22 protein-coding genes are annotated in these 23,382 nt (G+C 61.3%); 14 read left to right on the top strand and 8 right to left on the bottom strand.

Annotated elements, in window-relative coordinates; translation table 11 throughout:
- Positions 1-23 precede the first annotated feature (23 nt).
- The 11 genes from P7F28_RS24345 to gloA all read left to right on the top strand — a co-directional run bounded on the left by P7F28_RS24345 (position 24) and on the right by gloA (position 11,252).
- A complete protein-coding gene (locus tag P7F28_RS24345; protein WP_277187325.1) occupies positions 24-1,154 on the top strand; it encodes a PhoH family protein in 1,131 nt (376 codons plus the stop codon).
- The gene (ybeY, locus tag P7F28_RS24340) at positions 1,154-1,621 is read left to right on the top strand and encodes an rRNA maturation RNase YbeY (RefSeq protein ID WP_277187365.1); all 468 of its coding nucleotides are present in this window, start codon (positions 1,154-1,156) and stop codon (positions 1,619-1,621) included. The genes P7F28_RS24345 and ybeY overlap by 1 nt, the downstream gene beginning before the upstream one ends.
- Positions 1,622-1,630: 9 nt before the next feature.
- Positions 1,631-2,290, top strand: a complete 660-nt coding sequence (locus P7F28_RS24335; RefSeq protein WP_277187324.1) for a gamma-glutamylcyclotransferase — start codon at positions 1,631-1,633, stop codon at positions 2,288-2,290.
- A 164-nt stretch (positions 2,291-2,454) separates the two neighbouring features.
- Positions 2,455-3,360: an HlyC/CorC family transporter gene (locus P7F28_RS24330; RefSeq protein ID WP_277187323.1), complete on the top strand. Its 906-nt coding sequence runs from the start codon at positions 2,455-2,457 to the stop codon at positions 3,358-3,360.
- 113 nt (positions 3,361-3,473) lie between these two features.
- The gene (gene lnt / locus P7F28_RS24325) at positions 3,474-5,123 is read left to right on the top strand and encodes an apolipoprotein N-acyltransferase (RefSeq protein ID WP_277187322.1); all 1,650 of its coding nucleotides are present in this window, start codon (positions 3,474-3,476) and stop codon (positions 5,121-5,123) included.
- Between the two features lie 173 nt (positions 5,124-5,296).
- Complete coding sequence (gene glyQ / locus P7F28_RS24320) at positions 5,297-6,316, top strand: glycine--tRNA ligase subunit alpha (RefSeq protein WP_277187321.1); 1,020 nt, start codon at positions 5,297-5,299, stop codon at positions 6,314-6,316.
- 17 nt (positions 6,317-6,333) lie between these two features.
- Positions 6,334-8,433: a glycine--tRNA ligase subunit beta gene (gene glyS, locus P7F28_RS24315; RefSeq protein ID WP_277187320.1), complete on the top strand. Its 2,100-nt coding sequence runs from the start codon at positions 6,334-6,336 to the stop codon at positions 8,431-8,433.
- A 15-nt stretch (positions 8,434-8,448) separates the two neighbouring features.
- Positions 8,449-9,006, top strand: a complete 558-nt coding sequence (gene gmhB, locus P7F28_RS24310; protein WP_277187319.1) for a D-glycero-beta-D-manno-heptose 1,7-bisphosphate 7-phosphatase — start codon at positions 8,449-8,451, stop codon at positions 9,004-9,006.
- Between the two features lie 21 nt (positions 9,007-9,027).
- Positions 9,028-9,801: a 1-acyl-sn-glycerol-3-phosphate acyltransferase gene (locus P7F28_RS24305; protein WP_277187318.1), complete on the top strand. Its 774-nt coding sequence runs from the start codon at positions 9,028-9,030 to the stop codon at positions 9,799-9,801.
- A gap of 87 nt (positions 9,802-9,888) precedes the next feature.
- Entirely contained in the window at positions 9,889-10,782 is an 894-nt protein-coding gene (locus tag P7F28_RS24300; protein ID WP_277187364.1) for a M48 family metallopeptidase, read from the top strand.
- 83 nt (positions 10,783-10,865) lie between these two features.
- Positions 10,866-11,252, top strand: a complete 387-nt coding sequence (gene gloA / locus P7F28_RS24295) for a lactoylglutathione lyase (RefSeq protein WP_277187317.1) — start codon at positions 10,866-10,868, stop codon at positions 11,250-11,252.
- A gap of 5 nt (positions 11,253-11,257) precedes the next feature.
- Here the strand turns inward: gloA and P7F28_RS24290 are convergent, their stop codons facing one another.
- Positions 11,258-12,265 (bottom strand): DedA family protein/thiosulfate sulfurtransferase GlpE, encoded by a 1,008-nt coding sequence (locus P7F28_RS24290; RefSeq protein ID WP_277187316.1) that lies wholly within the window; start codon positions 12,263-12,265, stop codon positions 11,258-11,260.
- Positions 12,266-12,448: 183 nt separating this feature from the next.
- On the opposite strand from P7F28_RS24290, the gene P7F28_RS24285 reads away from it, so the two are divergent.
- The gene (locus P7F28_RS24285) at positions 12,449-13,309 is read left to right on the top strand and encodes an MBL fold metallo-hydrolase (protein WP_277187315.1); all 861 of its coding nucleotides are present in this window, start codon (positions 12,449-12,451) and stop codon (positions 13,307-13,309) included.
- 2 nt (positions 13,310-13,311) lie between these two features.
- Here the strand turns inward: P7F28_RS24285 and P7F28_RS24280 are convergent, their stop codons facing one another.
- Positions 13,312-14,025: a FadR/GntR family transcriptional regulator gene (locus tag P7F28_RS24280; protein ID WP_277187314.1), complete on the bottom strand. Its 714-nt coding sequence runs from the start codon at positions 14,023-14,025 to the stop codon at positions 13,312-13,314.
- A 102-nt stretch (positions 14,026-14,127) separates the two neighbouring features.
- Between P7F28_RS24280 and dgoD the strand changes: the two genes are divergently transcribed.
- Positions 14,128-15,276 carry a galactonate dehydratase gene (gene dgoD / locus P7F28_RS24275; RefSeq protein WP_277187313.1) on the top strand — a complete coding sequence of 383 codons (1,149 nt, stop codon included), beginning with the start codon at positions 14,128-14,130 and terminating at the stop codon, positions 15,274-15,276.
- A 3-nt stretch (positions 15,277-15,279) separates the two neighbouring features.
- Here the strand turns inward: dgoD and pabB are convergent, their stop codons facing one another.
- The 4 genes from pabB to grpE form a co-directional block, all read right to left on the bottom strand.
- A complete protein-coding gene (pabB, locus tag P7F28_RS24270) occupies positions 15,280-17,058 on the bottom strand; it encodes an aminodeoxychorismate synthase component I (protein WP_277187312.1) in 1,779 nt (592 codons plus the stop codon).
- A 25-nt stretch (positions 17,059-17,083) separates the two neighbouring features.
- Entirely contained in the window at positions 17,084-18,229 is a 1,146-nt protein-coding gene (dnaJ, locus tag P7F28_RS24265) for a molecular chaperone DnaJ (RefSeq protein ID WP_277187311.1), read from the bottom strand.
- A gap of 213 nt (positions 18,230-18,442) precedes the next feature.
- The gene (gene dnaK / locus P7F28_RS24260; RefSeq protein WP_277187310.1) at positions 18,443-20,398 is read right to left on the bottom strand and encodes a molecular chaperone DnaK; all 1,956 of its coding nucleotides are present in this window, start codon (positions 20,396-20,398) and stop codon (positions 18,443-18,445) included.
- Between the two features lie 243 nt (positions 20,399-20,641).
- Complete coding sequence (gene grpE, locus P7F28_RS24255; protein ID WP_277187309.1) at positions 20,642-21,247, bottom strand: nucleotide exchange factor GrpE; 606 nt, start codon at positions 21,245-21,247, stop codon at positions 20,642-20,644.
- Between the two features lie 422 nt (positions 21,248-21,669).
- On the opposite strand from grpE, the gene P7F28_RS24250 reads away from it, so the two are divergent.
- Entirely contained in the window at positions 21,670-21,831 is a 162-nt protein-coding gene (locus P7F28_RS24250) for a hypothetical protein (RefSeq protein WP_277187308.1), read from the top strand.
- Here the strand turns inward: P7F28_RS24250 and P7F28_RS24245 are convergent.
- A complete protein-coding gene (locus P7F28_RS24245) occupies positions 21,803-22,210 on the bottom strand; it encodes an RNA-binding S4 domain-containing protein (RefSeq protein ID WP_277187307.1) in 408 nt (135 codons plus the stop codon). The two genes, P7F28_RS24250 and P7F28_RS24245, sit on opposite strands and share 29 nt — an antisense overlap.
- Positions 22,211-22,235: 25 nt before the next feature.
- A complete protein-coding gene (gene hemH, locus P7F28_RS24240) occupies positions 22,236-23,303 on the bottom strand; it encodes a ferrochelatase (RefSeq protein WP_277187306.1) in 1,068 nt (355 codons plus the stop codon).
- Positions 23,304-23,382 lie beyond the last annotated feature (79 nt).

Genomic DNA, 23,382 nt, shown 5'->3' with positions numbered 1-23,382 from the left:
AAGACAAGGATATTCAGTTCACTTTGAAGAACGCTCCTACGCAGCATCTGGAATTCACCGCTCCGCGCGAGGATAACGCGCGGCTTGCCAACCTCTGCGGCCCGCTCGACGAAAACCTGCGACAGATCGAGCAGGCGCTCGATGTCACGCTCTCGCGTCGCGGTCACAAGATCGCGATTCGCGGCCGTGGCGCGAAAGTGGCGCTCGCGGCGCTCGAAAATTTCTACAACCGCGCGCGCGATCCCATTTCCGTCGATGACATCCAGCTCGCGCTGGTCGAAGCGCGTCACGCCACGCGCCGCGCGCGCGATGCGCGCGAAACCAACGGCAGCGCGGATCAGGAAGTCGATCCGCGTTTTCGCGGCGATCCTGATCATCCGTTCGACGAACCGAGCGCGACCATCGATCTCGGCGACGACGAAGATCACGGCCCGAAGCTGTACACGCGCCGCGCCGATCTTCGCGGCAGAACGCCCGCGCAACGCGATTATCTGAAGCAGATCATCGCGCATGATGTGACGTTCGGTATCGGGCCGGCGGGTACGGGCAAGACCTATCTCGCCGTCGCCTGCGCGGTCGATGCTTTGGAACGCGATCAGGTCAAGCGTATCGTGCTGACGCGTCCGGCGGTCGAAGCGGGCGAGCGGCTCGGTTTCCTGCCGGGCGATCTCGCACAAAAGGTCGATCCGTATCTGCGTCCGCTGTACGACGCGCTTTACGATCTGCTCGGCTTCGACAAGACCGCGAAAATGTTCGAACGTCAAATGATCGAAATTGCGCCGCTTGCGTACATGCGCGGCCGCACGCTGAATCACGCGTTCATCATTCTGGACGAGGCGCAGAACACCACGCCCGAGCAAATGAAAATGTTCCTTACGCGGATCGGCTTCGGCTCGAAGGCGGTCGTGACGGGCGACACCACGCAGGTCGATTTGCCGCGGGGCCACAAGAGCGGGCTGATCGAAGCGCAGCATGTGCTGTCGGAAGTGCGCGGCATCGCCATTACGCACTTCACGTCGGCGGACGTGGTGCGGCATCCGCTGGTCGCGCGCATCGTCGAGGCTTACGACGCGCAGTCGCAGAAAGACGCCGCGCTTGCCGAAGCGTCGGCGCGTGCATCGCAGAACTCACAAAACTCGCAGAAGCCGTCGTGATGCATCGCCTGGGTCTCACCATTCAGTTTCCGGCCGCGAAGGCGTATCCGTCGCACAAGGCTTTGTTGTCGCGTGCGGCGGTTTCGCGCTGGATCAAGGCTTCGCTGTTCGCGGACGCGGATCTGACCGTCCGTTTCGTCGATGAAGACGAAGGGCGCGTGCTCAACCGGACGTATCGTCAAAAAGATTACGCGACGAACGTGCTCACTTTTGCGTATGCGGAAACCGAGGAAGATCCGGTCGCGGGCGATCTGATTCTCTGCTGTCCGGTCGTCGAGCGTGAGGCGAACGAGCAGGGAAAGCCGTTGGAGGCGCACTACGCGCATCTGATCGTTCACGGCACGCTGCACGCGCAGGGCTACGATCACGAGGTCGAAGTCGAGGCGGAAGAGATGGAATCCATAGAGACGGATATCATGAAGTCTCTTGGCTTTTCCGATCCTTACCTGCCTTTGACCGACGACTGACGCAGGCCGATGCCCGATCCCGACCCTTCTTTCACACCCTGTCTGGCGTATCCGCCGGCACTCGTCGAATGTCCCCTGCTCACCGATGAAGAGCTTGCCGCCTCGCGCGAGGCGGCGCTTGCGCATTGGGATCGCCGGTCCGATCTATGGCTGTTTGGCTATGGCTCGCTGATCTGGAACCCCGGTTTGCCGACCGTCGAAGCCGTGCGCGGCAAGGTGCACGGCTACCATCGCGGGCTGTATTTGTGGTCGCGTGTGAATCGCGGCACGCCCGAGCAGCCGGGACTCGTACTGGCGCTGGATCGCGGCGGCTCGTGCACCGGCATGGCGTTTCGACTGGCCGGAGAAGGCGCGATTCCGCATCTCGAAGTGCTCTGGCGACGCGAAATGGCGATGGCATCGTATCGTCCCGCGTGGCTGCCGTGCACGCTCGCCGACGGCCGCCGTGTCGATGCGCTCGCCTTCGTCATGCGCCGCGAGGCGACGTCCTACACTGGCAAGCTCGCCGATCCAATCGTGCGCACGGTGCTCGGCTGCGCCAGCGGCCGATACGGCACGACGCTCGACTACGTCAGCCGAACCGTCGATGCTCTGCGCGAAAGCGGCATGCCGGATCGCGCGCTGGAAGCGCTTCTGCGGCGGTGTCGCGAAGAGGAAGCGCCGCGATGAACCATCGGCCGATCGGCCAATGCACCGCGTTGGACATACGTGTCTCATATTTTTCCGCTAGCATGCCTTTTCAGATGCGCGCCGCCCCACTCAGCCCGCATTTTCCCTTGGTGTATGCTTAACTTTCCGTCAAAACGCGCCCGGAAGAAGCCGGGCGCTCCGCTATGAACGAACCCTATCCCAGTCGACGCCACACCGAGAAACCCCCAGAAAAGCGTTCGCTCCTCGAACGTCTGACCGATTTCATCTCGCACGAACCCGAAACGCGGGACGAACTGCTCGAAGTGCTTCAGGATGCGCACGAACGCAACCTGCTCGACGCCGATTCGCTCTCCATGATCGAGGGCGTCTTTCAGGTTTCCGATCTCTGCGCGCGCGACATCATGATTCCGCGCGCTCAGATGGACGCCATCAATATCGCGGACAAGCCCGCCGAATTCATCCCTTTCGTACTCGAAAAAGCGCACTCGCGCTATCCGGTGTTCGAGGGCAATCGCGACAACATCATCGGCGTGATGCTCGCGAAAGATTTGCTGCGTTATTACGCCGAAGAAGAGTTCGATGTGCGCGGCATGCTGCGCCCCGCCGTGTTCATTCCCGAGTCGAAGCGCCTGAACGTGCTGCTGCACGACTTCCGCGTGAATCGCAATCACATCGCCATCGTCGTCGATGAATACGGTGGCGTGGCGGGCCTCATCACGATTGAAGACGTGCTGGAGCAGATCGTCGGCGATATCGAAGACGAATACGATTTCGACGAGGAAGCCGGCAATATCATTGCCACGCCGGATGGCCGGCATCGTGTGCGCGCGCTGACGGGCATCGAACAGTTCAACGAAGAATTCGGCACCGATTTCTCCGATGAGGAAGTCGATACCATCGGCGGGCTGGTGACGCATCGGTTCGGGCGCGTGCCGCATCGCGGCGAGAAGGTGCGTATCGACGATTTCGTGTTTGAAATCCTCCGTGGCGATGCGCGGCAGATTCACGTTTTGCTCGTACGACGTGCTCCGAATCTCGCGCAGCAACATCATCGCGCGGACGATGACGAGGATGAAATGCGCGACTGACGCTCAGCGTGTGTTGACCGGCCGATCTCCCGCATCGGCCGGTGTCATTCAACTGCTTTATCCTTGCAGTCCGTTCTCCCGCCTGACCGCCTGACCGCCTGACCGCCTAATTTATGGCCGATTCATCGACTCGCTTTCCCTCCCGTCAACGTGACGCGTCCGCCGTTTCCGCTTCGCCGCGCGCGTTGCCGTTCTGGCATTACCTCGTCGCCGCCGTGCTGGGCGGGGCAAACACGCTTTCGTTCGCGCCGACGCCGCATGGCGGGTGGATCGAACTCGTCATTTTCACGCTGTTTTTTGCGTGGCTTTCGCGCACGCGCGGCTGGCTGAGCGCGGCGGCGACGGGCTGGGCGTTCGGCTTCGGCAACTTCGTGACGGGCGTGTGGTGGCTATACGTGAGCATGCACGTGTACGGCGGCATGGCCGCGCCGCTCGCAGCGGCGGCGGTCGCCTTGTTCTCGCTCTATCTCGCGTTGTATCCGGCCTTGTCGAGCGCGGTGTGGTCGCTGGTCGCGGGCCGCGCACGTTTCGGCGATGAAGACGCCGCGACATCGCGCGATATCGACGCCGCGCCGCGCTTCGCCCCGACGTGGCACGGCGCGTTTGCATTCGCCAGCGCGTGGGCGCTGGGCGAATGGTTGCGCGGGCTGATCTTCACCGGCTTTCCGTGGCTCGCCAGCGGCTACGCACAAGTCGATGGTCCCTTCGCGGGCTTTGGCGCGATCGCGGGCGTATATGGCGTGGCGTGGGTGCTTGCTTTGTTCGCGGCGCTGGTCGTGCAGGCGGTATTCACGCGCACGTTGTTGCCGGCGGCGACAGCGCTCGCGACCGTCATCGCGGGCATGTTGCTGTCGCTCGTGCAATGGACGACACCCGCCAATGCGCCGATCACCGTGCGTCTGCTGCAAGGCAATGTCAAACAGGAAATGAAGTTCGAGCAGGCGGGCGTGGATGAATCACTGGCGCTGTACAAGCGGCTTATCACCGAAAAGCCGGCCGATCTGATCGTCACGCCGGAGACGGCATTGCCGGTGCTCGCCGTGCAAGTGCCGCAAGACTTCGCCACGACAATTCGCAACTTCGCCAACAACACGAATTCGTCGATTCTGTTCGGCGCGATCGGCGTGACGATGCTGCCCGATGGCAACGTGACCGACTACACGAATAGTCTCTTCGGCATCACGCCCGGCATCAACGATGTGTATCGCTACGACAAGCATCATCTGGTGCCGTTCGGCGAGTTCGTGCCGACGGGCTTCCACTGGTTCGTGCGGATGATGGGCATTCCGCTCGGCGATCTCGCGCGCGGTCCGGTCGCGCAGAAAGCGTTCTTCGTGAAGAATCAGCCGATCGCCGTCGATATCTGCTACGAGGATATTTTCGGCGAAGAGATCGCGCATACGCTTCGCAATCAGGAAACGCCTGCGGGCATTCTCGTCAATTCGACGAATCTTGCGTGGTTCGGCAATACCATCGCGCTCGATCAGCACTTGCAGATTGCGCGCATGCGTTCGCTCGAAACCGGACGGCCGATGCTGCGCGCCACCAATACTGGCATGACGGCGGTGATCGGCGCGGATGGCAAAGTCGTGTCGAAGCTGCCGACGTTTACGACCGGCTCGCTTGAAGCAACCGTGCAAGGGATGTCGGGAAGCACGCCGTATATCACGAGCGGGAACGTGACGGTGATCGTGGTGTCGCTGGTGCTGCTGGCGTTCGGGTTTGCGTTCGCGCCGGGACGTCCGCGCAGCAACAAGCGCTGAGCATCGTTCGACTCGTTGATCGACAGCGCCGGTCAACGCAGCGCGCTTCCCAAAAAGCCGCATGCCCTCAGCGTTCGGCTAAAATCTAAGGTTTCCGCACCTCGGCCGAGCCTCGGAGTTGCATCGCTCGAAAATAACGAGCGAACCCCCTCCGTCACGCATTCAAGGCAATCATGCTTACTTTCCAGCAAATCATTCTGACGCTGCAGTCCTACTGGAACGACAAGGGCTGCGCGCTGCTTCAGCCGATCGACATGGAAGTCGGCGCAGGCACGTCGCACGTTCACACGTTCCTTCGCGCGATCGGCCCGGAGCCGTGGCGCGCGGCCTATGTTCAACCGTCGCGTCGGCCGAAAGACGGCCGCTACGGTGAGAACCCGAACCGGCTGCAGCACTATTACCAGTATCAGGTGGTGCTCAAGCCCGCGCCGGAAAACATCCTCGATCTGTATCTCGGCTCGCTCGAAGCGCTCGGTTTCGATCTGAAGCAGAACGACGTGCGCTTCGTCGAAGACGACTGGGAAAATCCGACGCTCGGCGCGTGGGGTCTGGGCTGGGAAGTGTGGCTCAACGGCATGGAAGTGACGCAGTTCACCTACTTCCAGCAAGCCGGCGGTCTGGATTGCAAGCCGGTGCTGGGCGAAATCACCTACGGTCTCGAACGTCTCGCGATGTATCTGCAAAAGGTCGAGAACGTGTATGACCTCGTGTGGACCGAATGGGAAGAAGACGGTCCGAACGGCCGTGTGCTGCGTCGTCTGAGTTATGGCGATGTCTATCACCAGAACGAAGTCGAGCAATCCACGTATAACTTCGAGCACGCGAACGTCGAATTGCTGTTCCATCTCTTCAAGAGCTACGAAGAAGAAGCGAAGAAGATGATCGATGCGAAACTCGCGCTGCCCGCGTATGAACTCGTGCTGAAGGCCGGCCACACATTCAATTTGCTCGATGCACGCGGCGCCATTTCCGTCACGGAGCGCGCAGCGTATATCGGACGTATTCGCGCGTTGTCGCGTCTGGTCGCGCAGACTTACTACGAATCGCGCGAAGCACTCGGTTTCCCGATGCTCGGCAATCCGATCAAAGGCGACCCGCAACTGGTCACCGATCAGCAGGAAGCCGCGCGCCCCGACTGGGCGCCGCCGCTGCGGGCGGAAACCGCGCCCACCGGCAATAACGAACAGGTTTGACGAGGCCCGACAGAACAATGACGCAATCCACTACTGCATCGCTGCTCGTCGAGCTGCTGACCGAAGAACTGCCGCCGAAAGCGCTCGCGCGTCTCGGCACCGCATTTGCCGATGGCATCGTCGAAAGATTGGCCGCGCGCGATCTGATCGACGGCACGCCTTCATTCGAAAAATATGCGACGCCGCGCCGCCTCGCCGTGCTCATCAAGAACGTGCGCGATGTCGCGCCGGAAAAGCAGGTGCGCGAGAAAGTGCTGCCGGTGACGGTTGCGCTGGACAAGGAAGGCAAGCCCACGCCGCCGCTTGCCAAGAAACTCGCGGCGCTCGGCTTTCCCGACTTCCCGCTCGCTGACCTCGAACGCGCGCAGGACGGCAAGGCCGAAGCCTTCTTCCTGCGCTACGCCGCGCCGGGCGCGACGCTCGCCGCCGGCCTGCAAGACGCGCTCAGCGAAACGCTCACCAAGCTGCCGATTCCCAAGGTCATGACATACCAGCGCCCGGACGGCACCGACGTGCAGTTCGTGCGTCCGGTCAAGCGTCTGATCGCTCTGCATGGCCGCAGCGTCGTGCCGGTCAGCGCGCTCGGCGTCGATTCGGGCGATACCACCATCGGTCATCGTTTCATGTCGGAAGGGCTGATCGCGATTTCGAACGCGGACGACTACGCCGAAACGCTGCGCTCGAAGGGCCACGTCGTCGCCAACTTCGACGATCGCCGTGAATCGATCCGTACGCAGTTGCAGGCTTTCGCCGCCGAAGATCGCGTGGTGATGCCCGAAGCGCTGCTCGACGAAGTGAACGCGCTGGTCGAATGGCCAGTCGTCTACGAATGCCGCTTCGACGAGGAATTCCTGCAAGTGCCGCAGGAATGTCTGATCCTCACGATGCAAACCAACCAGAAATACTTCGCCCTCACCGATCAAAACGGCAAGCTGCGTTCGCGCTTCCTGATCGTGTCGAACATCGATACGAAAACGCCGGGCGAGATCGTCGAAGGGAATCAGCGCGTGGTGCGTCCGCGTCTGGCCGACGCGAAGTTCTTCTTCACGCAGGACAAGAAGAAGCGTCTCGAAGATCGCGTGCCCTTGCTTGCCAACGTCGTCTATCACAACAAGCTCGGTTCGACGCTGCAACGCGTCGAGCGACTCGAAGCGCTGGCAGGCGAAATTGCGCCGATGGTCGGTGTCGATGCCACGCTGACCCGCCGCGCCGCGCGTCTCGCGAAAGCGGATTTGCTCACCGACATGGTCGGCGAATTCCCCGAACTGCAAGGCACGATGGGCACGTATTACGCGCGGCACGATGGCGAGCCGGAAGAAGTCGCGCTGGCGTGCACGGAGCACTATCAACCGCGCTTTTCGGGCGATGACACGCCGTCCACCGGCGTCGGCGCTGCGGTCGCGCTGGCGGACAAGCTGGAAACCATCGTCGGCATCTGGGGCATCGGTCTCGCGCCGACTGGCGAGAAAGATCCGTTCGCGCTGCGTCGTCATGCGCTCGGCGTGCTGCGCATTCTGCTCGAAAAGAAGCTGCCGATCGATTTGCGCGAACTCGTCGCTGCCGCTCAACGTCAGTTTGCCAACGTGCCCGAAGTCGCGGATTCGACCGAAGCGGTCTATGCGTTCTTCCTCGATCGCCTGCGCGGTTTGCTGCGCGAACGCGGTTTCGAAGCGAACGATATCGAAGCCGTGCTGAGCCTGAACCCCACGCGTCTCGACGATATCGTCGCGCGTCTGGATGCCGTGCGCGAGTTCGCGGCGCTGCCGGAAGCGGCGACGCTTTCGGCGGCGAACAAGCGTATCTCCAACATCCTGAAGAAGTCGGAGCAAGGCGCGCCTTCGTCGGTGAACAAGGAACTGCTGGTCGAATCGGCGGAAAAGAATTTGTACGCGCAGATCGAAGCGGTCACGCCGCGGGTGCAGAGCACGCTTGCCGCACGCAACTACACCGAAGCGCTCACGGCGCTCGCTGCGTTACGTGAGAGCGTCGATTCGTTCTTCAACGATGTAATGGTGAACGCGGAAGATCCCGCGCTGCGCAATAACCGCCTCGCGCTGCTGAACGCGCTGCATCAGCAGATGAACTGCGTCGCGGATATTTCCAAGCTGGCCGCATAAGAAGAGAGCGCCGCCATGGTCATGAGCAAGAAGCTGGTCATCCTCGATCGCGACGGCGTCATCAACGTCGACTCGGATGCGTTCATCAAGTCGCCGGACGAATGGGTCGCCATTCCCGGCAGTCTCGAAGCCATCGCGCGGCTGAATCAGGCGGGATATCGCGTGGCGATTGCATCGAATCAATCGGGCATCGGACGCGGTCTGTTCGATATGGCCGCGCTGAACGCGATGCACCAAAAGATGAATCGCGCGGCCGCAGCGGTCGGCGGGCGGATCGATGCCGTGTTCTTCTGTCCGCATACCGCCGAAGATCAGTGCGAATGCCGCAAGCCGAAGGCGGGCATGTTGCAGCAGATCATCGACCGTTTCGAGATCGATCCGGAAGACACGCCCGTGGTCGGCGACTCGCTTCGCGATCTTCAGGCGGGCGCATTGCTCGGCTTTCCTACGCATCTCGTCCTCACCGGCAAGGGCGAAAAAACGCTCAAGGAAGGCAACATGCCCGAAGGCACGCTCGTGCATAAGGACTTACGTGCATTCGCGCTCGACTTCCTCGCGCGTCATCACGACTGATTCGGGCATCAAAATAAAAACATGCGCTTCATCCGTTCGCTGCTGCTGCTGATTTACTTCGTCGTGTACACGGTGCCGTACGCGACGGCCTGCTTTATTGCGTTTCCGTTTATGCGCGCCGACAAGCGTTACTGGATGGCGGCGGGCTGGTGCAAATCGACCATCGTGGTGCTCCGGCATCTGATCGGCATTCGCTACACCATTCAGGGTTGGGAGAATCTGCCGAATGGTCCGGCTGTGCTGCTTTCGAAGCATCAATCGGCATGGGAGACGCTTGCATTTCCCGCGCTGATGCCGCGTCCGCTTTGCTATGTGTTCAAGCGCGAATTGCTGTATGTGCCGTTCTTCGGCTGGGCGCTCGGACTCCTGAAGATGGTCCATATCGACCGCAAGCAAGGGCGCGATGCGTTCGCGTCCGTCACGCGTCAGGGCGTGGCGCGCATGGAAGAAGGCGCGTGGGTCATCATGTTTCCCGAAGGCACGCGCACGCGTGTGGGCAGCCAGGGCAAGTACAAGACGGGCGGCGCGCGCTTCGCGGTCGCGACAGGCGCGCCGGTTGTGCCGATCGCGCATAACGCGGGTCATGTCTGGCCGCGTAATTCCTTCATCAAATATCCGGGTATAGTCACGGTGTCGATTGGCAAGCCGATCGACACGGCCGGCCTCTCGCCCGAAGAAGTGAACGAGCGCGTCGAGCAGTGGATCGAAACGGAAATGCGCCGGATCGATCCGAACGCTTACGGCGCGTCGAACGCGCAGCCGGGTGAAACCGGCGCCGCGGGCGCGAGCCGCTGACGCGGTCTCGTTGCCGTTATATCGAGCCGCTGCGTGCCCTTTTCGTTCTTCTCGTCATTCCTGCGCCGTGAGCGCAAAGCCGAACCGATGCAGAAGCCTCCATCGCGGCAGCGTCCCGCCGTCGCGCTCGACAACACGCAGCTCGATCTGCCCTTCGAGCATGCGCCGGTGTTCTCGGCTCCCGCGCAGGCGCCGCTGCGTGGTGAGGTTCCGCCTTCGCCTGCTGCGCCTCCTGTCGTCAAACCGTTGCGCGATGGCGAACGTCTTCGCCGTATCACGCTGGGTGCGCGTGCGCTGGACTATCGGCTGAAGCGATCGTCGCGGCGCACCATTGGCTTTTGTATCGACGGAACCGGGTTGTCGATTACCGCGCCGCGTTGGGTGACGATTGCGGATATCGAAAGCGCGATCGGTGACAAGCAGAACTGGATTTTCAAGAAGCTCACCGAATGGCAGACGCGCGTGGAGCAGCGCGCGTTGCCGCGGATCGAATGGAAAGATGGCGCGGAGTTTCCGTATCTCGGCAAGACCGTGCGCGTGACGATCGGCGTGGGCGCGAGTACGCTCACGTTCGATCCCGAAACCAACGCACTGAAACTCGCCCTCCCCGCCCTCGCCGATGCGCAGCAGATCAAGGATCGCGTGCAAGGCTGGCTGCAATCGGAATCGAAGCGCATTTTCGGTGAACGGCTCGCGGTGTATGCGCAGAAGCTCGGCGTCGAGTTTCGCGCGTACGCGTTGTCTTCAGCGCTGACGCGTTGGGGCAGTTGTTCGAGCGATGGCAAGATTCGCCTCAACTGGCGGTTGATTCACTTTCCGCTATCGATCATCGACTATGTGGTTGCGCATGAACTCGCGCATTTGCGTGAAATGAACCATAGCCCGCGTTTCTGGCAGACGGTCGAATCGATCTTTCCGGAATTCCGCGAGGCGCGGCACACGCTCAAGCATCATCCGCCGGACCTGTTGCCCGCGCTCTGACGGGTTTTGTGTGCGACGGTACAATTTCTCTCGCAACCCGCATTCATTCATACGCGGGCGTCCCACACAACAGGAACCCCATCATGCGACTTCTTCACACGATGCTGCGCGTCGGCGATCTGCAACGTTCGATCGATTTCTACACGCGCATTCTCGGCATGAAAGTGCTGCGTCAAAGCGAGAACACCGAGTACAAGTACACGCTCGCCTTTATCGGTTACGGCGACGAAAGCGAAAACAGCGTGCTTGAACTGACCTACAACTGGGGCGTGGAAAAGTACGATATGGGCACGGCGTACGGCCATATCGCGCTCGAAGTGGACAACGCCGCCGATGCATGCGAACGCATTCGCAGCGCGGGCGGCAAGGTTTCGCGCGAAGCCGGTCCGGTCAAGGGCGGCACGACGGTGATCGCGTTCGTGGAAGATCCGGACGGCTACAAAGTCGAACTGATCGAAAAGCACTCGTAAGTGGCTTATTCCGGTGCCGTCGCGCGGATCGTGATGAAGCCTTCTTCTTCGTGATCCGCTGCGGCATGCGCCGGTTCCAGCGGAATGGCTTCGACCGGATAGCCGTGCTTTTCCCACGCATCGAGTCCGCCCTTCAGCGGCCGCACATGCTTGAATCCCTTCGCCTGAAGACGCCGCGCAATCAGCTTCGCGGTCGCTTCGTTCGGGCACACGCAGTACACCACTACTTCGTGCTCCGACAGAATCTGATCGACGAGATCGGGTGAGTCGAGGTCCAGCGCCACCGCCCCTTTTATCCGATACGGCTCCTTGCGGCGCACGTCGGCGGGACGCGCATCGTAGATCACGGGCGGCGCGTCGGAGCGCATCATCGCGTCGAGCTGATCGGGCGTGATGCGATACTTTTCCAGCCACATGCGGAATTGCTGCCGGCGTATCCATCGATACAGCACGAAGCCGACGAACGCAATCACGAGCACATCGACGACGGTCGCGCCGTTCTCGCGCACCAAAGCAATGCCTTCCGCGATCTGATGCTGCAAAGCCGCGCCGCCGAGCATCCAGAAGCTCGCCCACGCGGTCGCGCCGATCACATCCCACAGCACGAAGATGCGCACTTCGATCTGCGTGGTGCCGAGCATCGGCGCGGAGACGAGGCCGAGTCCCGGCACGAACTTCGACAGTGCGAGCAGCGGCACGCCGAAGCGCTCGAACCAGTTGCGCGCGGTGCGCAGCGTCGAATCGATCGAAAGAGAAAAGCGCACGAGCGATGTCAGAAAGCGCCGGCCATAAAGACGGCCTGCCGCAAACCACAAGGAATCCGCGATAAGCACGGCCAGCACGGCGGCGAGCAGCATTTGCCAGAACGACGCCGCGCCTTGAGCGACGAGCGTGCCGGCAATGATGAGCATCGGCGCGGCGGGGACCGGCACGCCGAGTTGCGTCGCGAGGACGCTGACGAAGACGGCCCACGCGCCCCACGACGTCGCAAGCGCGGTCGGGACGAGCGGCATTCGAAATCCTTGTTGATGCTTTCGTGAACGTGACGCCCGCGAGATGCGCGCCGCACGCAAAGGGTTACACTGTATCGCCATCCCAAAAATGATGCGCAATCGGGGCAGCGGTTTTCGCGAGTAACTATCGCAAGTTGGGTATCGTTGGGGCGGATCGGCGGATTGCAACCTTGGAGTGCGTGTGTGAATCCCGACGTCCAGCCATTCTTCGATCCCGACACCGGCACCATGACCTACGTGGTGTTCGATCGCTCAAGCGCCAGCGCCGCAATCATCGATCCCGTTCTCGACTACGATCCGAAAGCCGCGCGCACCACCACCCGTTCCGCCGATGCCGTGATCGCGTTCGTGCGCGAGCAGCGCTTGTCCGTCGAGTGGATTCTGGAGACGCATGCGCACGCCGATCATCTTTCCGCCGCGCCGTATTTGAAGCGTGAGTTGGGCGGGAAAATCGGCATAGGCGAATCGATCCGCGCAGTGCAGCGCATGTTCCAGCCGATCTTCGATCTCGAAGCCGGTTTTCCGCTCGATGGCTCGCAGTTCGATCACCTGTTCCGCGATGGCGAGCGCTTTGCCGTGGGTTCTGTCGAAGCCACTGCGCTGCATGTGCCCGGCCACACGCCCGCCGATATGGCGTACACGTTCGGCAATACTGTTTTTGTCGGCGATACCTTGTTCATGCCTGACCTGGGCACGGCGCGCTGCGATTTCCCCGGCGGCGATGCGCGCACGATGTATCGATCGATTCAGCGCCTGTTCACGCTCGATCCGGACACGCGCGTGTTCGTGTGCCACGACTATCCGCCCGAGACACGCGAACCGCGTTGGGAATCGACGATACGCGAGCAACGCGCGCACAACATTCACGTCGGCGGCGGCAAGAGCGACGACGAATTCGTCGCGATGCGCGAAGCACGCGACGCCACGCTCGGCATGCCGACGCTCATTCTTCCGGCGATACAAGTGAATATCCGCGCGGGCCGCTTTCCCGAGGCATCGGGTAACGGCACGCGTTATCTGCGCATTCCGTTGAACACGCTCTAGCTCTAGCTTTCGATCCGCCCGCGCGTCACACCGAGCAGATTCTCCATCGCGCGACGGGCTGCATTTGCATTGCGGGCGATGATCGCGTCGAACACCGCCGTATGCTCCGCCAGCGATGCGTTGAAGACCTCGGCGCGTTTCGCATTTAAGCGCAACTGCCCTTCGAGCGTCCGTTCGATCAACGTGCCCAGCGGGATCAGCAATTCGTTGCTGCATGCGGCGAGCACGCAAAGGTGGAAATCGAGATCGGCGCGCACCCATTCATCGACGTTTTGTGCCGCGACCATCGCGCCGTGCGCTTTCGTCAGGCGTTCTCGGGTGAACGCTTCGTGATTGTCCGCCGCCAGCGATGCCGCGAACGGCTCGATCATCTCGCGCATTTCCTGGAGCTTGATGGCGAACTGCATCGGCGGGGCGACGCGTGAATACCATTCGAGCACGTCGCCATCGAGCAGATTCCAGGCTGCTTTGTTACGCACGCGCGTGCCGACCTTCGGCCGCGACTCGATCAGCCCTTTCGATGTCAGCGTGCGCAACGCTTCACGCAACACCGTGCGACTGACGCCGAAGCGTTCCATCAGCTCGGCTTCACGCGGCAGCGGCGATTGCGGCGGAAAATCGCCTCGCAGAATGGCGCTGCCGAGTTCATGGGCGACACGCCCGTGCAGATCGCGTTGAATGGTGGTCTCCTTGGAATTTGCACGATTATCGTGCATTTGGCCGCTTGCCCGAAGCGCCGGATTTCACCCGAATAATACTATTAATAGCACTACAAGCGCTGATTTTGCTACTATGACGCTACTTATCCGGAGACGCACATGAAAATCACGAAGCTCGAAACCTTTATCGTTCCGCCGCGCTGGTGTTTCCTCAAGATCGAAACCGACGAGGGCATCACCGGCTGGGGCGAGCCGGTCGTCGAAGGGCGCGCGCATACCGTCGCTGCCGCCGTCGATGAACTCGCGGATTATCTGGTTGGCAAGGACCCGCGCAATATCGAAGACTTGTGGCAGGTAATGTATCGCTCGGGCTTTTATCGCGGCGGGCCCATCGGCATGAGCGCGATCGCAGGCGTCGATCAGGCGCTGTGGGACATTCTCGGCAAGCATCACGGCGTGCCGGTGCACGCGCTGCTTGGCGGCAAGGTGCGCGACAAGATCAAGGTGTATTCGTGGATCGGCGGCGACCGTCCGAGCGATGTCGCGAACAATGCGCGCGCGGTGGTCGAACGCGGCTTCAAGGCCGTGAAGATGAACGGCTCGGAAGAGCTTCAGATCATCGATACCTTCGACAAGGTGCAAGGCGTGATCGACAACGTGCAGGCCGTGCGCGAGGCGGTCGGGCCGAACGTGGGTATCGGCGTGGATTTTCACGGGCGCGTGCACAAGCCGATGGCGAAAGTGCTCGCCAAGGAGCTCGATCCGTACAAGCTGATGTTTATCGAAGAGCCGGTGTTGTCGGAGAACGTCGAGGCCTTGCGCGATATCGTCAATCAGACCAGCACGCCGATTGCGCTCGGCGAGCGGCTGTATTCGCGCTGGGATTTCAAGCACATTCTGGCAGGCGGTTACGTCGATATCATTCAGCCGGACGCGTCGCACGCGGGCGGGCTGACGGAGTGCCGCAAAATTGCGTCGATGGCGGAAGCGTATGACGTGGCGCTGGCGCTGCATTGTCCGCTCGGTCCGATTGCGTTGGCCACCTGCTTGCAAATCGATGCGGTCAGTTACAACGCGTTTATCCAGGAGCAGAGCCTTGGCATTCACTACAACAAGGGCAATGACCTGCTCGATTACATCAAGAATCCTGAAGTCTTCAAGTACGACGACGGCATGGTGACGATTCCGTCAGGGCCGGGTCTGGGGATCGAAGTGAATGAGGAGAAGGTGCGCGAGATGGCGAAGGTCGGGCATCGTTGGCGGAACCCGGTTTGGCGGCATGCGGATGGTTCTGTCGCCGAGTGGTGATGCTTAGCGTTTTAGCCGCGCTTTCACCGCGCCGCGTAAGGCGTTGCTGATTAGCACGTCTTGCGCGTTTTGAAGATCGTCGGGCGTCAGCGTGCGCTCGACGGCTTTCAGTTCTTCGATCAACACCGCGCGCATCACACCGGGCAAAACGCCGGCGTCGATTGGCGGCGTGAACCACTGACCATTTAGTTGAGCGAACACGCTCGACCGTCCGCCTTCGGTGATTTCGCCGCGCTCGTTGGTGAACAGCATGTCGAACGCGCCTTGTGTTTCAGCGGCTTTCCACGCGCGGTCGTAGTCCGTGCGGCGCGTGGTTTTATGCTTCAGCAATGGATCGCGCGATGATTGCGGCGGGAATCCGTGATCGGATGCGAGAAAAACATCGACCGTATCTGAAGGCAACGCGGCAAGCACCGCGCTCGTAATCGCGGTCCGCCCGCTCTTGTTCAGCGCGATTCTCAATCGATACGGCTGATCCGAATCGAATCCCGCGATGTGTTCGTCAAGTTGCGCGCGAAGCTTCGCTTCATCGAACGCGAATCCAAGATACGACGCGCTGTTCTTCAGCCGCGAGACGTGGCGCGCGACATGGCGCACACCATTCTCGAGCGTGGCATAGCACGTTTCGAAAAGCTCGACGCCCGGGTCCATGCCCGTCAGAAACCGCGCCTTCAGCAAACACTCGTCGTACTCATCCGCCGCGACGCTATCCAACACGATGCCCGCGCCGATACCCAACTCGCCGCGCGTGCCATCGGCATCGATCACCAAGGTCCGAATCGCCACCGACATGCAGAAGTCGCCGCTCGCATCCAGCCAGCCGATCGCGCCGGTATAAAGCCCGCGCGGCGTGCTTTCGATTTCATCGATCAACTGCATGGTCCGATACTTCGGCGCACCGGTAATGGATCCGCACGGAAACAGCGCCCGCACGATCGCCGCGAAGTCCGTGCCGGGAATCACGCGCGCCTCGATCGTCGAGGTCATCTGCCACACCGACGCATACGGCTCGACCGAAAACAGCGCCGGCACATTCACCGAACCCGTCACCGCCACGCGCGACATATCGTTGCGCAACAGATCGACGATCATCACGTTCTCGGCGCGATTTTTCGGATCGTGACGCAGCGCTTGTGGATCGGATTCACGCGGCGCGGTGCCTTTCATCGGCCGCGCGCGCAGCACGTCCCCGTGCTTTTCGATGAACAACTCCGGCGAGCACGACACCACGCTGCGCCCATCCGGCAAGGCGATCAGCGCGCCGTAGCGCACCGCCTGCCTTTCCCGCAATCGCCGATACAGCGCGACCGGCGCGCCGAACACATCGAACTTCAGCCGAAACGTGTAGTTGACCTGATACGACTCGCCTTCGGTCAGCGCTTGTTTGATCGAGGCGATGGCGGCATCGAATTCATCACGCGTGACGCTCGGCTCGATGCCGCCAATACCGGTGGCTTCGTCGTTGGTCAGCCACGCGCTCACCTCATCGCACGACATCAACGCGCAAGAGCGAAACAACAGCACGCGCAATGCGTGCTTATCGCTGCGCGCCGCAACGCCGAACTGAAGATCGCGCCCGAACTCGTAGTCCGCGACCACGACCGCATGCAGTCCACGCTGCACATCACGTTCAACTTCCGCGCACACGGATTCGAGCGCACGCCCATCCACGCACACGCGCTCGTGCGCGAAGTCCGTGTACAAACGACTCGACCGCCTTTCGGCGGTCGAGTCGCAATCGTCGAGCAGCGCGAAAATCGCGCCGCGCTCTTCGGTTTTCATCGTCATGCCGACAACTGAGACCGCATCAATCGAAGAAGCTCTTTACGCGATCGAACCAGCTCTTGCTTTGCGGACTATGCCGCGCGCCGCCTTCCGACAGCGACTTCTCGAACTGCTTAAGCAGATCGCGCTGTTGGTCGGTGAGCTTGACCGGCGTTTCCACCTGAACGTGCACGTACAAATCGCCCGCGATGCTGGAGCGCAAACCCTTGATACCCTTGCCGCGCAACCGGAACGTCTTGCCCGACTGCGTGCCTTCCGGCACCGTGAAGCTCGCACGGCCCGCGAGCGTCGGCACTTCGATTTCGCCGCCCAGCGCTGCCGTGGTGAACGGAATCGGCATCTGGCAATGCAGGTCGTCGCCGTCACGCTCGAACACCGAATGCTGCTTGATGTGGATTTCCACGTACAAGTCACCGCTCGGCCCGCCGTTGATGCCCGGCTCGCCATTGCCCGCCGAACGAATCCGCATGCCGTCGTCGATACCGGCCGGAATCTTCACTTCCAGCGTCTTGGTTTCCTTCACCTTGCCCTGACCGTGGCAGTTCGTGCACGGATCGGGAACGTAGGTGCCGGTGCCGTGGCACTTCGGGCACGTCTGCTGGATGCTGAAAAAGCCCTGCGACATGCGCACCTGGCCCTGACCATGACACGTCGGGCAGGTTTCCGGCTTGGTGCCGGGCTTCGCGCCCGAGCCGTGGCAGATGTTGCAATTGACCCAGCTCGGCACGCGAATCTGCGTGTCGTAGCCGTGCGCGGCCTGCTCCAGCGTGATTTCCATGCTGTAGCGCAAGTCCGCGCCGCGATACACCTGCGGGCCGCCGCGACCGCCGCGCGCACCCGCGCCGCCACCTGCCGCCTGACCGAAGATGTCGCCGAAAATATCGCCGAACGCATCGGCAAAACCGCCGCCGAAGCCTTGCGCACCTGCGCCCGCCATGTTCGGGTCTACGCCCGCATGGCCGTACTGATCGTAAGCGGCGCGCTTTTGCTGGTCGGAGAGCATTTCGTAGGCTTCTTTCGCCTCTTTGAAATTGTCTTCCGCCTTCTTGTTGTCCGGATTGCGGTCAGGGTGATACTTCATCGCGAGCTTGCGATACGCCTTCTTGATCTCGTCGTCGCTCGCGTTTTTTGCGACGCCCAAAACGTCGTAGTAGTCCCGTTTCGCCATGTCGGTTCGATGCCGCCGCGCTTGACCCGCGACGGTTCCTGTCAGTTACCTCTGACGCCCGCTTTGTTCTTCCAGAGCGGTACGCCTCTAAAAAACAACGTGCCCGGAGAGCCAAAAAGGCTCGCCAGGCGCGCTCCACGTCAGACGCACACGCGTCCCGGTGATAACACCGAAAAGGCGCGTGACCGTTTCCAATCACGCGCCCTCAACGGCTTAGTCCTTCTTCACTTCCTTGAAGTCGGCATCGACGACATCGTCGTGCTGCTGGCTCGCGCCCGCTTCCGCCGATGCACCCGCGCCCGCCGCACCGGCCGCCGCGTTCGCCGCGCCTTGCTGTGCCTGCATGTCGGCGTACATCTTCTCACCGAGCTTCTGCGATGCCTGCGCCAGCGCTTCGACCTTGGCGTCCAGCGTAGCCTTGTCCGATGCGTTGTCCTTCAGCGCGTCTTCCAGATCCTTCAGCGCCGCTTCGATCTTTTCTTTGTCCGCCGCGTCAACCTTGTCGCCGTACTCGGCGACGGCCTTCTTCGTGCTGTGGACCAAAGCATCGCCCTGGTTACGCGCATCGGCCAGTTCACGCAGCTTGTGATCTTCTTCCGCGTTCGCTTCGGCGTCCTTCACCATCTTGTCGATTTCCGCGTCCGTCAGACCCGAGTTCGCCTTGATGGTGATCTTGTTTTCCTTGCCGGTCGCCTTGTCCTTCGCGCCGACGTGCAAGATGCCGTTCGCGTCGATGTCGAAAGTCACTTCGATCTGCGGCGTGCCACGCGGCGCCGGCGGAATACCTTCGAGGTTGAATTCGCCGAGCAGCTTGTTGCCTGCGGCCATTTCACGCTCGCCCTGGAACACCTTGATGGTCACGGCGCCCTGGTTGTCGTCCGCCGTCGAATACACTTGCGCGTGCTTCGTCGGGATGGTCGTGTTCTTGTTGATCATCTTGGTCATGACGCCGCCGAGCGTTTCGATGCCGAGCGACAGAGGCGTCACGTCGAGCAGCAGCACGTCCTTGCGGTCGCCCGACAGAACCTGACCTTGAATCGCAGCGCCAACCGCCACGGCTTCGTCCGGGTTCACGTCACGGCGCGGGTCCTTGCCGAAGAATTCCTTCACCTTCTCCTGCACCTTCGGCATACGCGTCATACCGCCGACGAGAATCACGTCGTCGATTTCGCCGACCTTCACGCCTGCGTCCTTGATCGCGATACGGCACGGCTCGATGGTGCGCTCGATCAGTTCCTCGACCAGCGCTTCCAGCTTGGCGCGCGTGAACTTGAGGTTCAAGTGCTTCGGACCGGTCGCGTCCGCCGTGATGTACGGCAGGTTGATGTCGGTCTGAGCCGTCGATGACAGTTCGATCTTGGCCTTTTCGGCGGCTTCCTTCAGGCGTTGCAGCGCGAGCACGTCCTTCGACAGATCGACGCCCTGCTCTTTCTTGAACTCACCGATGATGTAATCGATGATGCGCTGGTCGAAGTCTTCACCGCCGAGGAATGTATCGCCGTTGGTCGAGAGCACTTCGAACTGCATTTCGCCGTCCACATCCGCGATTTCGATGATCGAGATATCGAACGTGCCGCCGCCGAGGTCGAACACGGCGATCTTGCGGTCGCCCTTTTCAGCCTTGTCCAGACCGAAAGCCAGTGCCGCTGCCGTCGGTTCGTTGATGATGCGCTTGACTTCCAGACCGGCGATACGGCCTGCGTCCTTGGTTGCCTGACGCTGGCTGTCGTTGAAGTACGCGGGAACCGTAATGACCGCTTCCGTCACCGGCTCGCCGAGATAGTCTTCAGCGGTCTTCTTCATCTTGCGCAGCACTTCGGCCGACACTTGCGACGGCGCGAGGTTCTTGCCATGCGCTTCGACCCATGCATCGCCGTTGTCGTGCTTGACGATCTTGTAGGGCATCAGGTTGATGTCCTTCTGCACTTCCTTTTCTTCGAAGCGGCGGCCGATCAGGCGCTTGACTGCGTACAGCGTGTTGCGCGGATTCGTGACCGACTGACGCTTGGCCGGCGCGCCAACGAGAATTTCGTTGTCGTCCATATAAGCGATGATCGACGGCGTGGTGCGTGCACCTTCCGAGTTTTCGATAACCTTGACCGAATTACCTTCCATCAGCGCCACGCACGAGTTCGTGGTGCCGAGGTCGATACCGATGATTTTGCCCATTTTTTATCCCTCTCCTAACTTTGATCGCAGTGGCGTTGCGGCGGGTGATTTTGCTCACCCCGCGCTCTTCTGAGTCGCCGATTACCGGGCCGAACGCCCAAAATTCATACCTGTACGCAAGATAAGCCCGCCAAATTCGATTTCAAGACCCTGAAAGCGATGCGGTCTATAACTTTTTTGTTCCGCGACAGCGATTTTCCCGCCCGCCGCCATCAAAAGCGGCGCGACGCCGGCATTCGCGTCTTACTTGGGTGCAGCGACGGTGACCAGCGCCGGACGCAACACGCGATCCGCGATCACGTAGCCCTTTTGCAGCACGGTGACGACGGTGTTGGCGTCCTGCTCGGCGGGCACCATCGAAATTGCCTGATGGCGATGCGGGTCGAATTTCTCGCCGACCGGATTGAGCGCGACGACGCGGCCCTTTTCCAGCGCGCCGGTCAGTTGCTTCAAGGTCAGTTCGACGCCTTCGCGCACCTTGGCCACATCGCTCGACTGGTCGGCCAGCGCCGCTTCCAGGCTGTCGAGCACCGGCAGCAGGTTCTCCGCGAAATTTTCGATGGCGAATTTATGCGCCTTCTGCACGTCTTCCTGACCGCGTCGGCGCACGTTTTCGGTTTCCGCCTTGGCGCGCAGGAACTCCTCCTGAAGCGCGGCGATTTTCAGTTGCGCTTCGGCAAGCTGAGCTTCGGCTTCGTTCGGATCGGCTTGCGGCGGCACGGCGCCGTCGGCGGGCGCGCCTTGAGCGTTGGCCTGCGCGTTTGCCTGAGTCGGGTCGGCGGCCTGGCGCGCGGTTTCGTCGGCGGGCGTCGGGTTCTGGCTCGCTGGATTCTCTTGCGTGTTTTCCATGTCGCTGAATATCTGTTGCGGTGAATGAATCGGATGCGAAGCGTGTTGCATCTTCGCGGACCGGTGTGGATTGTGGCAGCGGCTGAGACCTGTCTCTGCGCTTTTTCGCACTAGCGGCGGAAATTGGGGCGGCGGCGCGCGATTTCAAGACTTCGACAGGCAATTTTTACGACGAAATCTCTGCGCCGTCTTTTGCGCTTAAGTGACACTTCTGCGGCGAAAAACCAACAGAAACAATCAGTAACGCGCATTTCGCCGCACTGCGCAAATTCAGATTGAGGGAATCGATACCCTCGCCTACACTTCGAATTAAGCGTCGAAGGCGCAGGTTAACCCTAAGCCTACGAATGCTTTTCAACCGCTGAGCCTTTGCCCGTTTCCTGATCCGCAATCATGCGGATTTACCCGTTTCCGGGGGTGCCATGAAACTGACCTTTGCTATCGCGGTGGTCGCTCTGGTACTGGTTGCAGGAACGACCACCATTTGCGTATCTGGCGCTGTGACCGACCGTACGACCGAGTACGGCGGCATTCACGCGACCATGGAACGCTACTTCAATCCGAACCTGAAAATTTGTCGATAACGCGGCGGTCCCGCTTGGTCGGCCTGCCCTGCATGCCGGCTGCGGGCTCGCGGAACGTCTTGCGGCGCTCGGCTTCGGCCATGCGTTTGGCGCGTCCGTCCTCCGTTTCGGCGTAAAGCGTCTGCGCGACCGGCGCGGGCCCGCGCACATCGCACAGGCCGAGCACTTCGACCTGCCAGACAATCCGCTCGATATCAATTTCCACGATATCGCCTACGCGCACGTCCTTGGACGGCTTCACATTCGCGCCGCCGATCTTCACGCGGCCTTTCTCCACCGCGTCGCTGGCGAGCGAGCGCGTCTTGAAAAAGCGCGCCGCCCACAACCACTTATCGATACGCAAACGCGCACCGGGTTCCGTCGAAATCTTGTAGTTCATCCGTGACTGCTCAATTATTCGATGCTCACGCGGCCACCGTCAGCGGCTGCGGCGCATGCACCGGCCAGCCCTGCAAATGCTGCGCTGCGATCTCCCCCAGCGCCTTGATCCACACCGGCGACGCGTTCACGCAAGGAATGCGATGGAAATGCTTGCCACCCGCCTTAAGGAACTCGTCGCGCACTTCGATGCCGATTTCCTCGATCGTTTCCAGACAATCCGCCGTGAAGCCGGGACAAAACACGTCCACGCGCGACACGCCGCCCGCGCCGAGTTCCGCGAGCGTCGGCGCGGTGTACGGCTGAAGCCACTCCGCGCGGCCGAATCGCGATTGAAACGTGACGCGGCATTCCACCGGCGACAAATTGAGCGCCGTGGCCAGCAGCGCGCCAGTGATCTGACATTGATCGTGATACGGATCGCCCAGGTCCATCGTACGTTTGGGCACGCCGTGAAAACTCAACACGAGTTTGTCGCCCGCCGCGAAATCCGGCGCGCCGTGATGTTTCCAGTAATCGCGAACGTGATCGGCGAGCGCGGAAATGTAGGCGGGATGGTCGGCGTAATGGCGAATCGTGCGGATTTCGGGCTGCGTGCGGACGCGCTTGAGCGCGGTGAAGGCGTCGTCGAACGCGGTCGCGGTGGTGGACGACGAGTATTGCGGATACATCGGCAGCAGCAGAATGCGGTCCGCGCCTTCGAGCTTCAACTGATTGAGCATCGCGCCGATGCCCGGCGTGCCGTAACGCATCGCGTATTCGACGATCACCTGATAGTCGTTGGCCGCGAACAGCCGCCGCAAGCCATCGACCTGTTTTTCGGTGTAGACGCGCAAAGGCGAGCCTTCCGGCATCCACACCTGCGCATATTTTTTCGCCGATGCGCGGCTGCGGAACGGCAGAATCGCGCCGCGCAAAATGATCTGCCAGACGAGCGCGGGAATTTCGACCACACGCGGATCGGATAGAAACTGCGCGAGATATTTGCGCACCGCTCGCGGCGTGGGCGCGTCCGGCGTGCCGAGGTTGATCAGCAGCACGGCCACGCGATGGGAAGCGCTAGGCTGCGAAGGCAACTCGAGGTCGAAACGCATAAAGGAAGGCCGCCGCGCGGTGTCGTCGATAAAGTGAAAACCATTATAGCGACGCGCCGAAAACCGCATCATTAGCCGA

The organism is Caballeronia sp. BR00000012568055 (genome assembly GCF_029439455.1).
GTDB lineage: Bacteria > Pseudomonadota > Gammaproteobacteria > Burkholderiales > Burkholderiaceae > Caballeronia.
This window is presented reverse-complemented; position numbering and strand designations above follow the sequence as displayed.

Bases quoted from the DNA above. Each gene is read 5' to 3' on its own strand.
- ybeY (WP_277187365.1), top strand. From the start codon at position 1,154: ATGCATCGCCTGGGTCTCACCATTCAGTTTCCGGCCGCGAAGGCGTAT.
- P7F28_RS24335 (WP_277187324.1), top strand. From the start codon at position 1,631: ATGCCCGATCCCGACCCTTCTTTCACACCCTGTCTGGCGTATCCGCCG.
- P7F28_RS24330 (WP_277187323.1), top strand. From the start codon at position 2,455: ATGAACGAACCCTATCCCAGTCGACGCCACACCGAGAAACCCCCAGAA.
- lnt (WP_277187322.1), top strand. From the start codon at position 3,474: ATGGCCGATTCATCGACTCGCTTTCCCTCCCGTCAACGTGACGCGTCC.
- glyQ (WP_277187321.1), top strand. From the start codon at position 5,297: ATGCTTACTTTCCAGCAAATCATTCTGACGCTGCAGTCCTACTGGAAC.
- glyS (WP_277187320.1), top strand. From the start codon at position 6,334: ATGACGCAATCCACTACTGCATCGCTGCTCGTCGAGCTGCTGACCGAA.
- gmhB (WP_277187319.1), top strand. From the start codon at position 8,449: ATGGTCATGAGCAAGAAGCTGGTCATCCTCGATCGCGACGGCGTCATC.
- P7F28_RS24305 (WP_277187318.1), top strand. From the start codon at position 9,028: ATGCGCTTCATCCGTTCGCTGCTGCTGCTGATTTACTTCGTCGTGTAC.
- P7F28_RS24300 (WP_277187364.1), top strand. From the start codon at position 9,889: ATGCAGAAGCCTCCATCGCGGCAGCGTCCCGCCGTCGCGCTCGACAAC.
- gloA (WP_277187317.1), top strand. From the start codon at position 10,866: ATGCGACTTCTTCACACGATGCTGCGCGTCGGCGATCTGCAACGTTCG.
- P7F28_RS24290 (WP_277187316.1), bottom strand. From the start codon at position 12,265: ATGCCGCTCGTCCCGACCGCGCTTGCGACGTCGTGGGGCGCGTGGGCC.
- P7F28_RS24280 (WP_277187314.1), bottom strand. From the start codon at position 14,025: ATGCACGATAATCGTGCAAATTCCAAGGAGACCACCATTCAACGCGAT.
- dgoD (WP_277187313.1), top strand. From the start codon at position 14,128: ATGAAAATCACGAAGCTCGAAACCTTTATCGTTCCGCCGCGCTGGTGT.
- pabB (WP_277187312.1), bottom strand. From the start codon at position 17,058: ATGAAAACCGAAGAGCGCGGCGCGATTTTCGCGCTGCTCGACGATTGC.
- dnaJ (WP_277187311.1), bottom strand. From the start codon at position 18,229: ATGGCGAAACGGGACTACTACGACGTTTTGGGCGTCGCAAAAAACGCG.
- dnaK (WP_277187310.1), bottom strand. From the start codon at position 20,398: ATGGGCAAAATCATCGGTATCGACCTCGGCACCACGAACTCGTGCGTG.
- grpE (WP_277187309.1), bottom strand. From the start codon at position 21,247: ATGGAAAACACGCAAGAGAATCCAGCGAGCCAGAACCCGACGCCCGCC.
- P7F28_RS24250 (WP_277187308.1), top strand. From the start codon at position 21,670: ATGAAACTGACCTTTGCTATCGCGGTGGTCGCTCTGGTACTGGTTGCA.
- P7F28_RS24245 (WP_277187307.1), bottom strand. From the start codon at position 22,210: ATGAACTACAAGATTTCGACGGAACCCGGTGCGCGTTTGCGTATCGAT.
- hemH (WP_277187306.1), bottom strand. From the start codon at position 23,303: ATGCGTTTCGACCTCGAGTTGCCTTCGCAGCCTAGCGCTTCCCATCGC.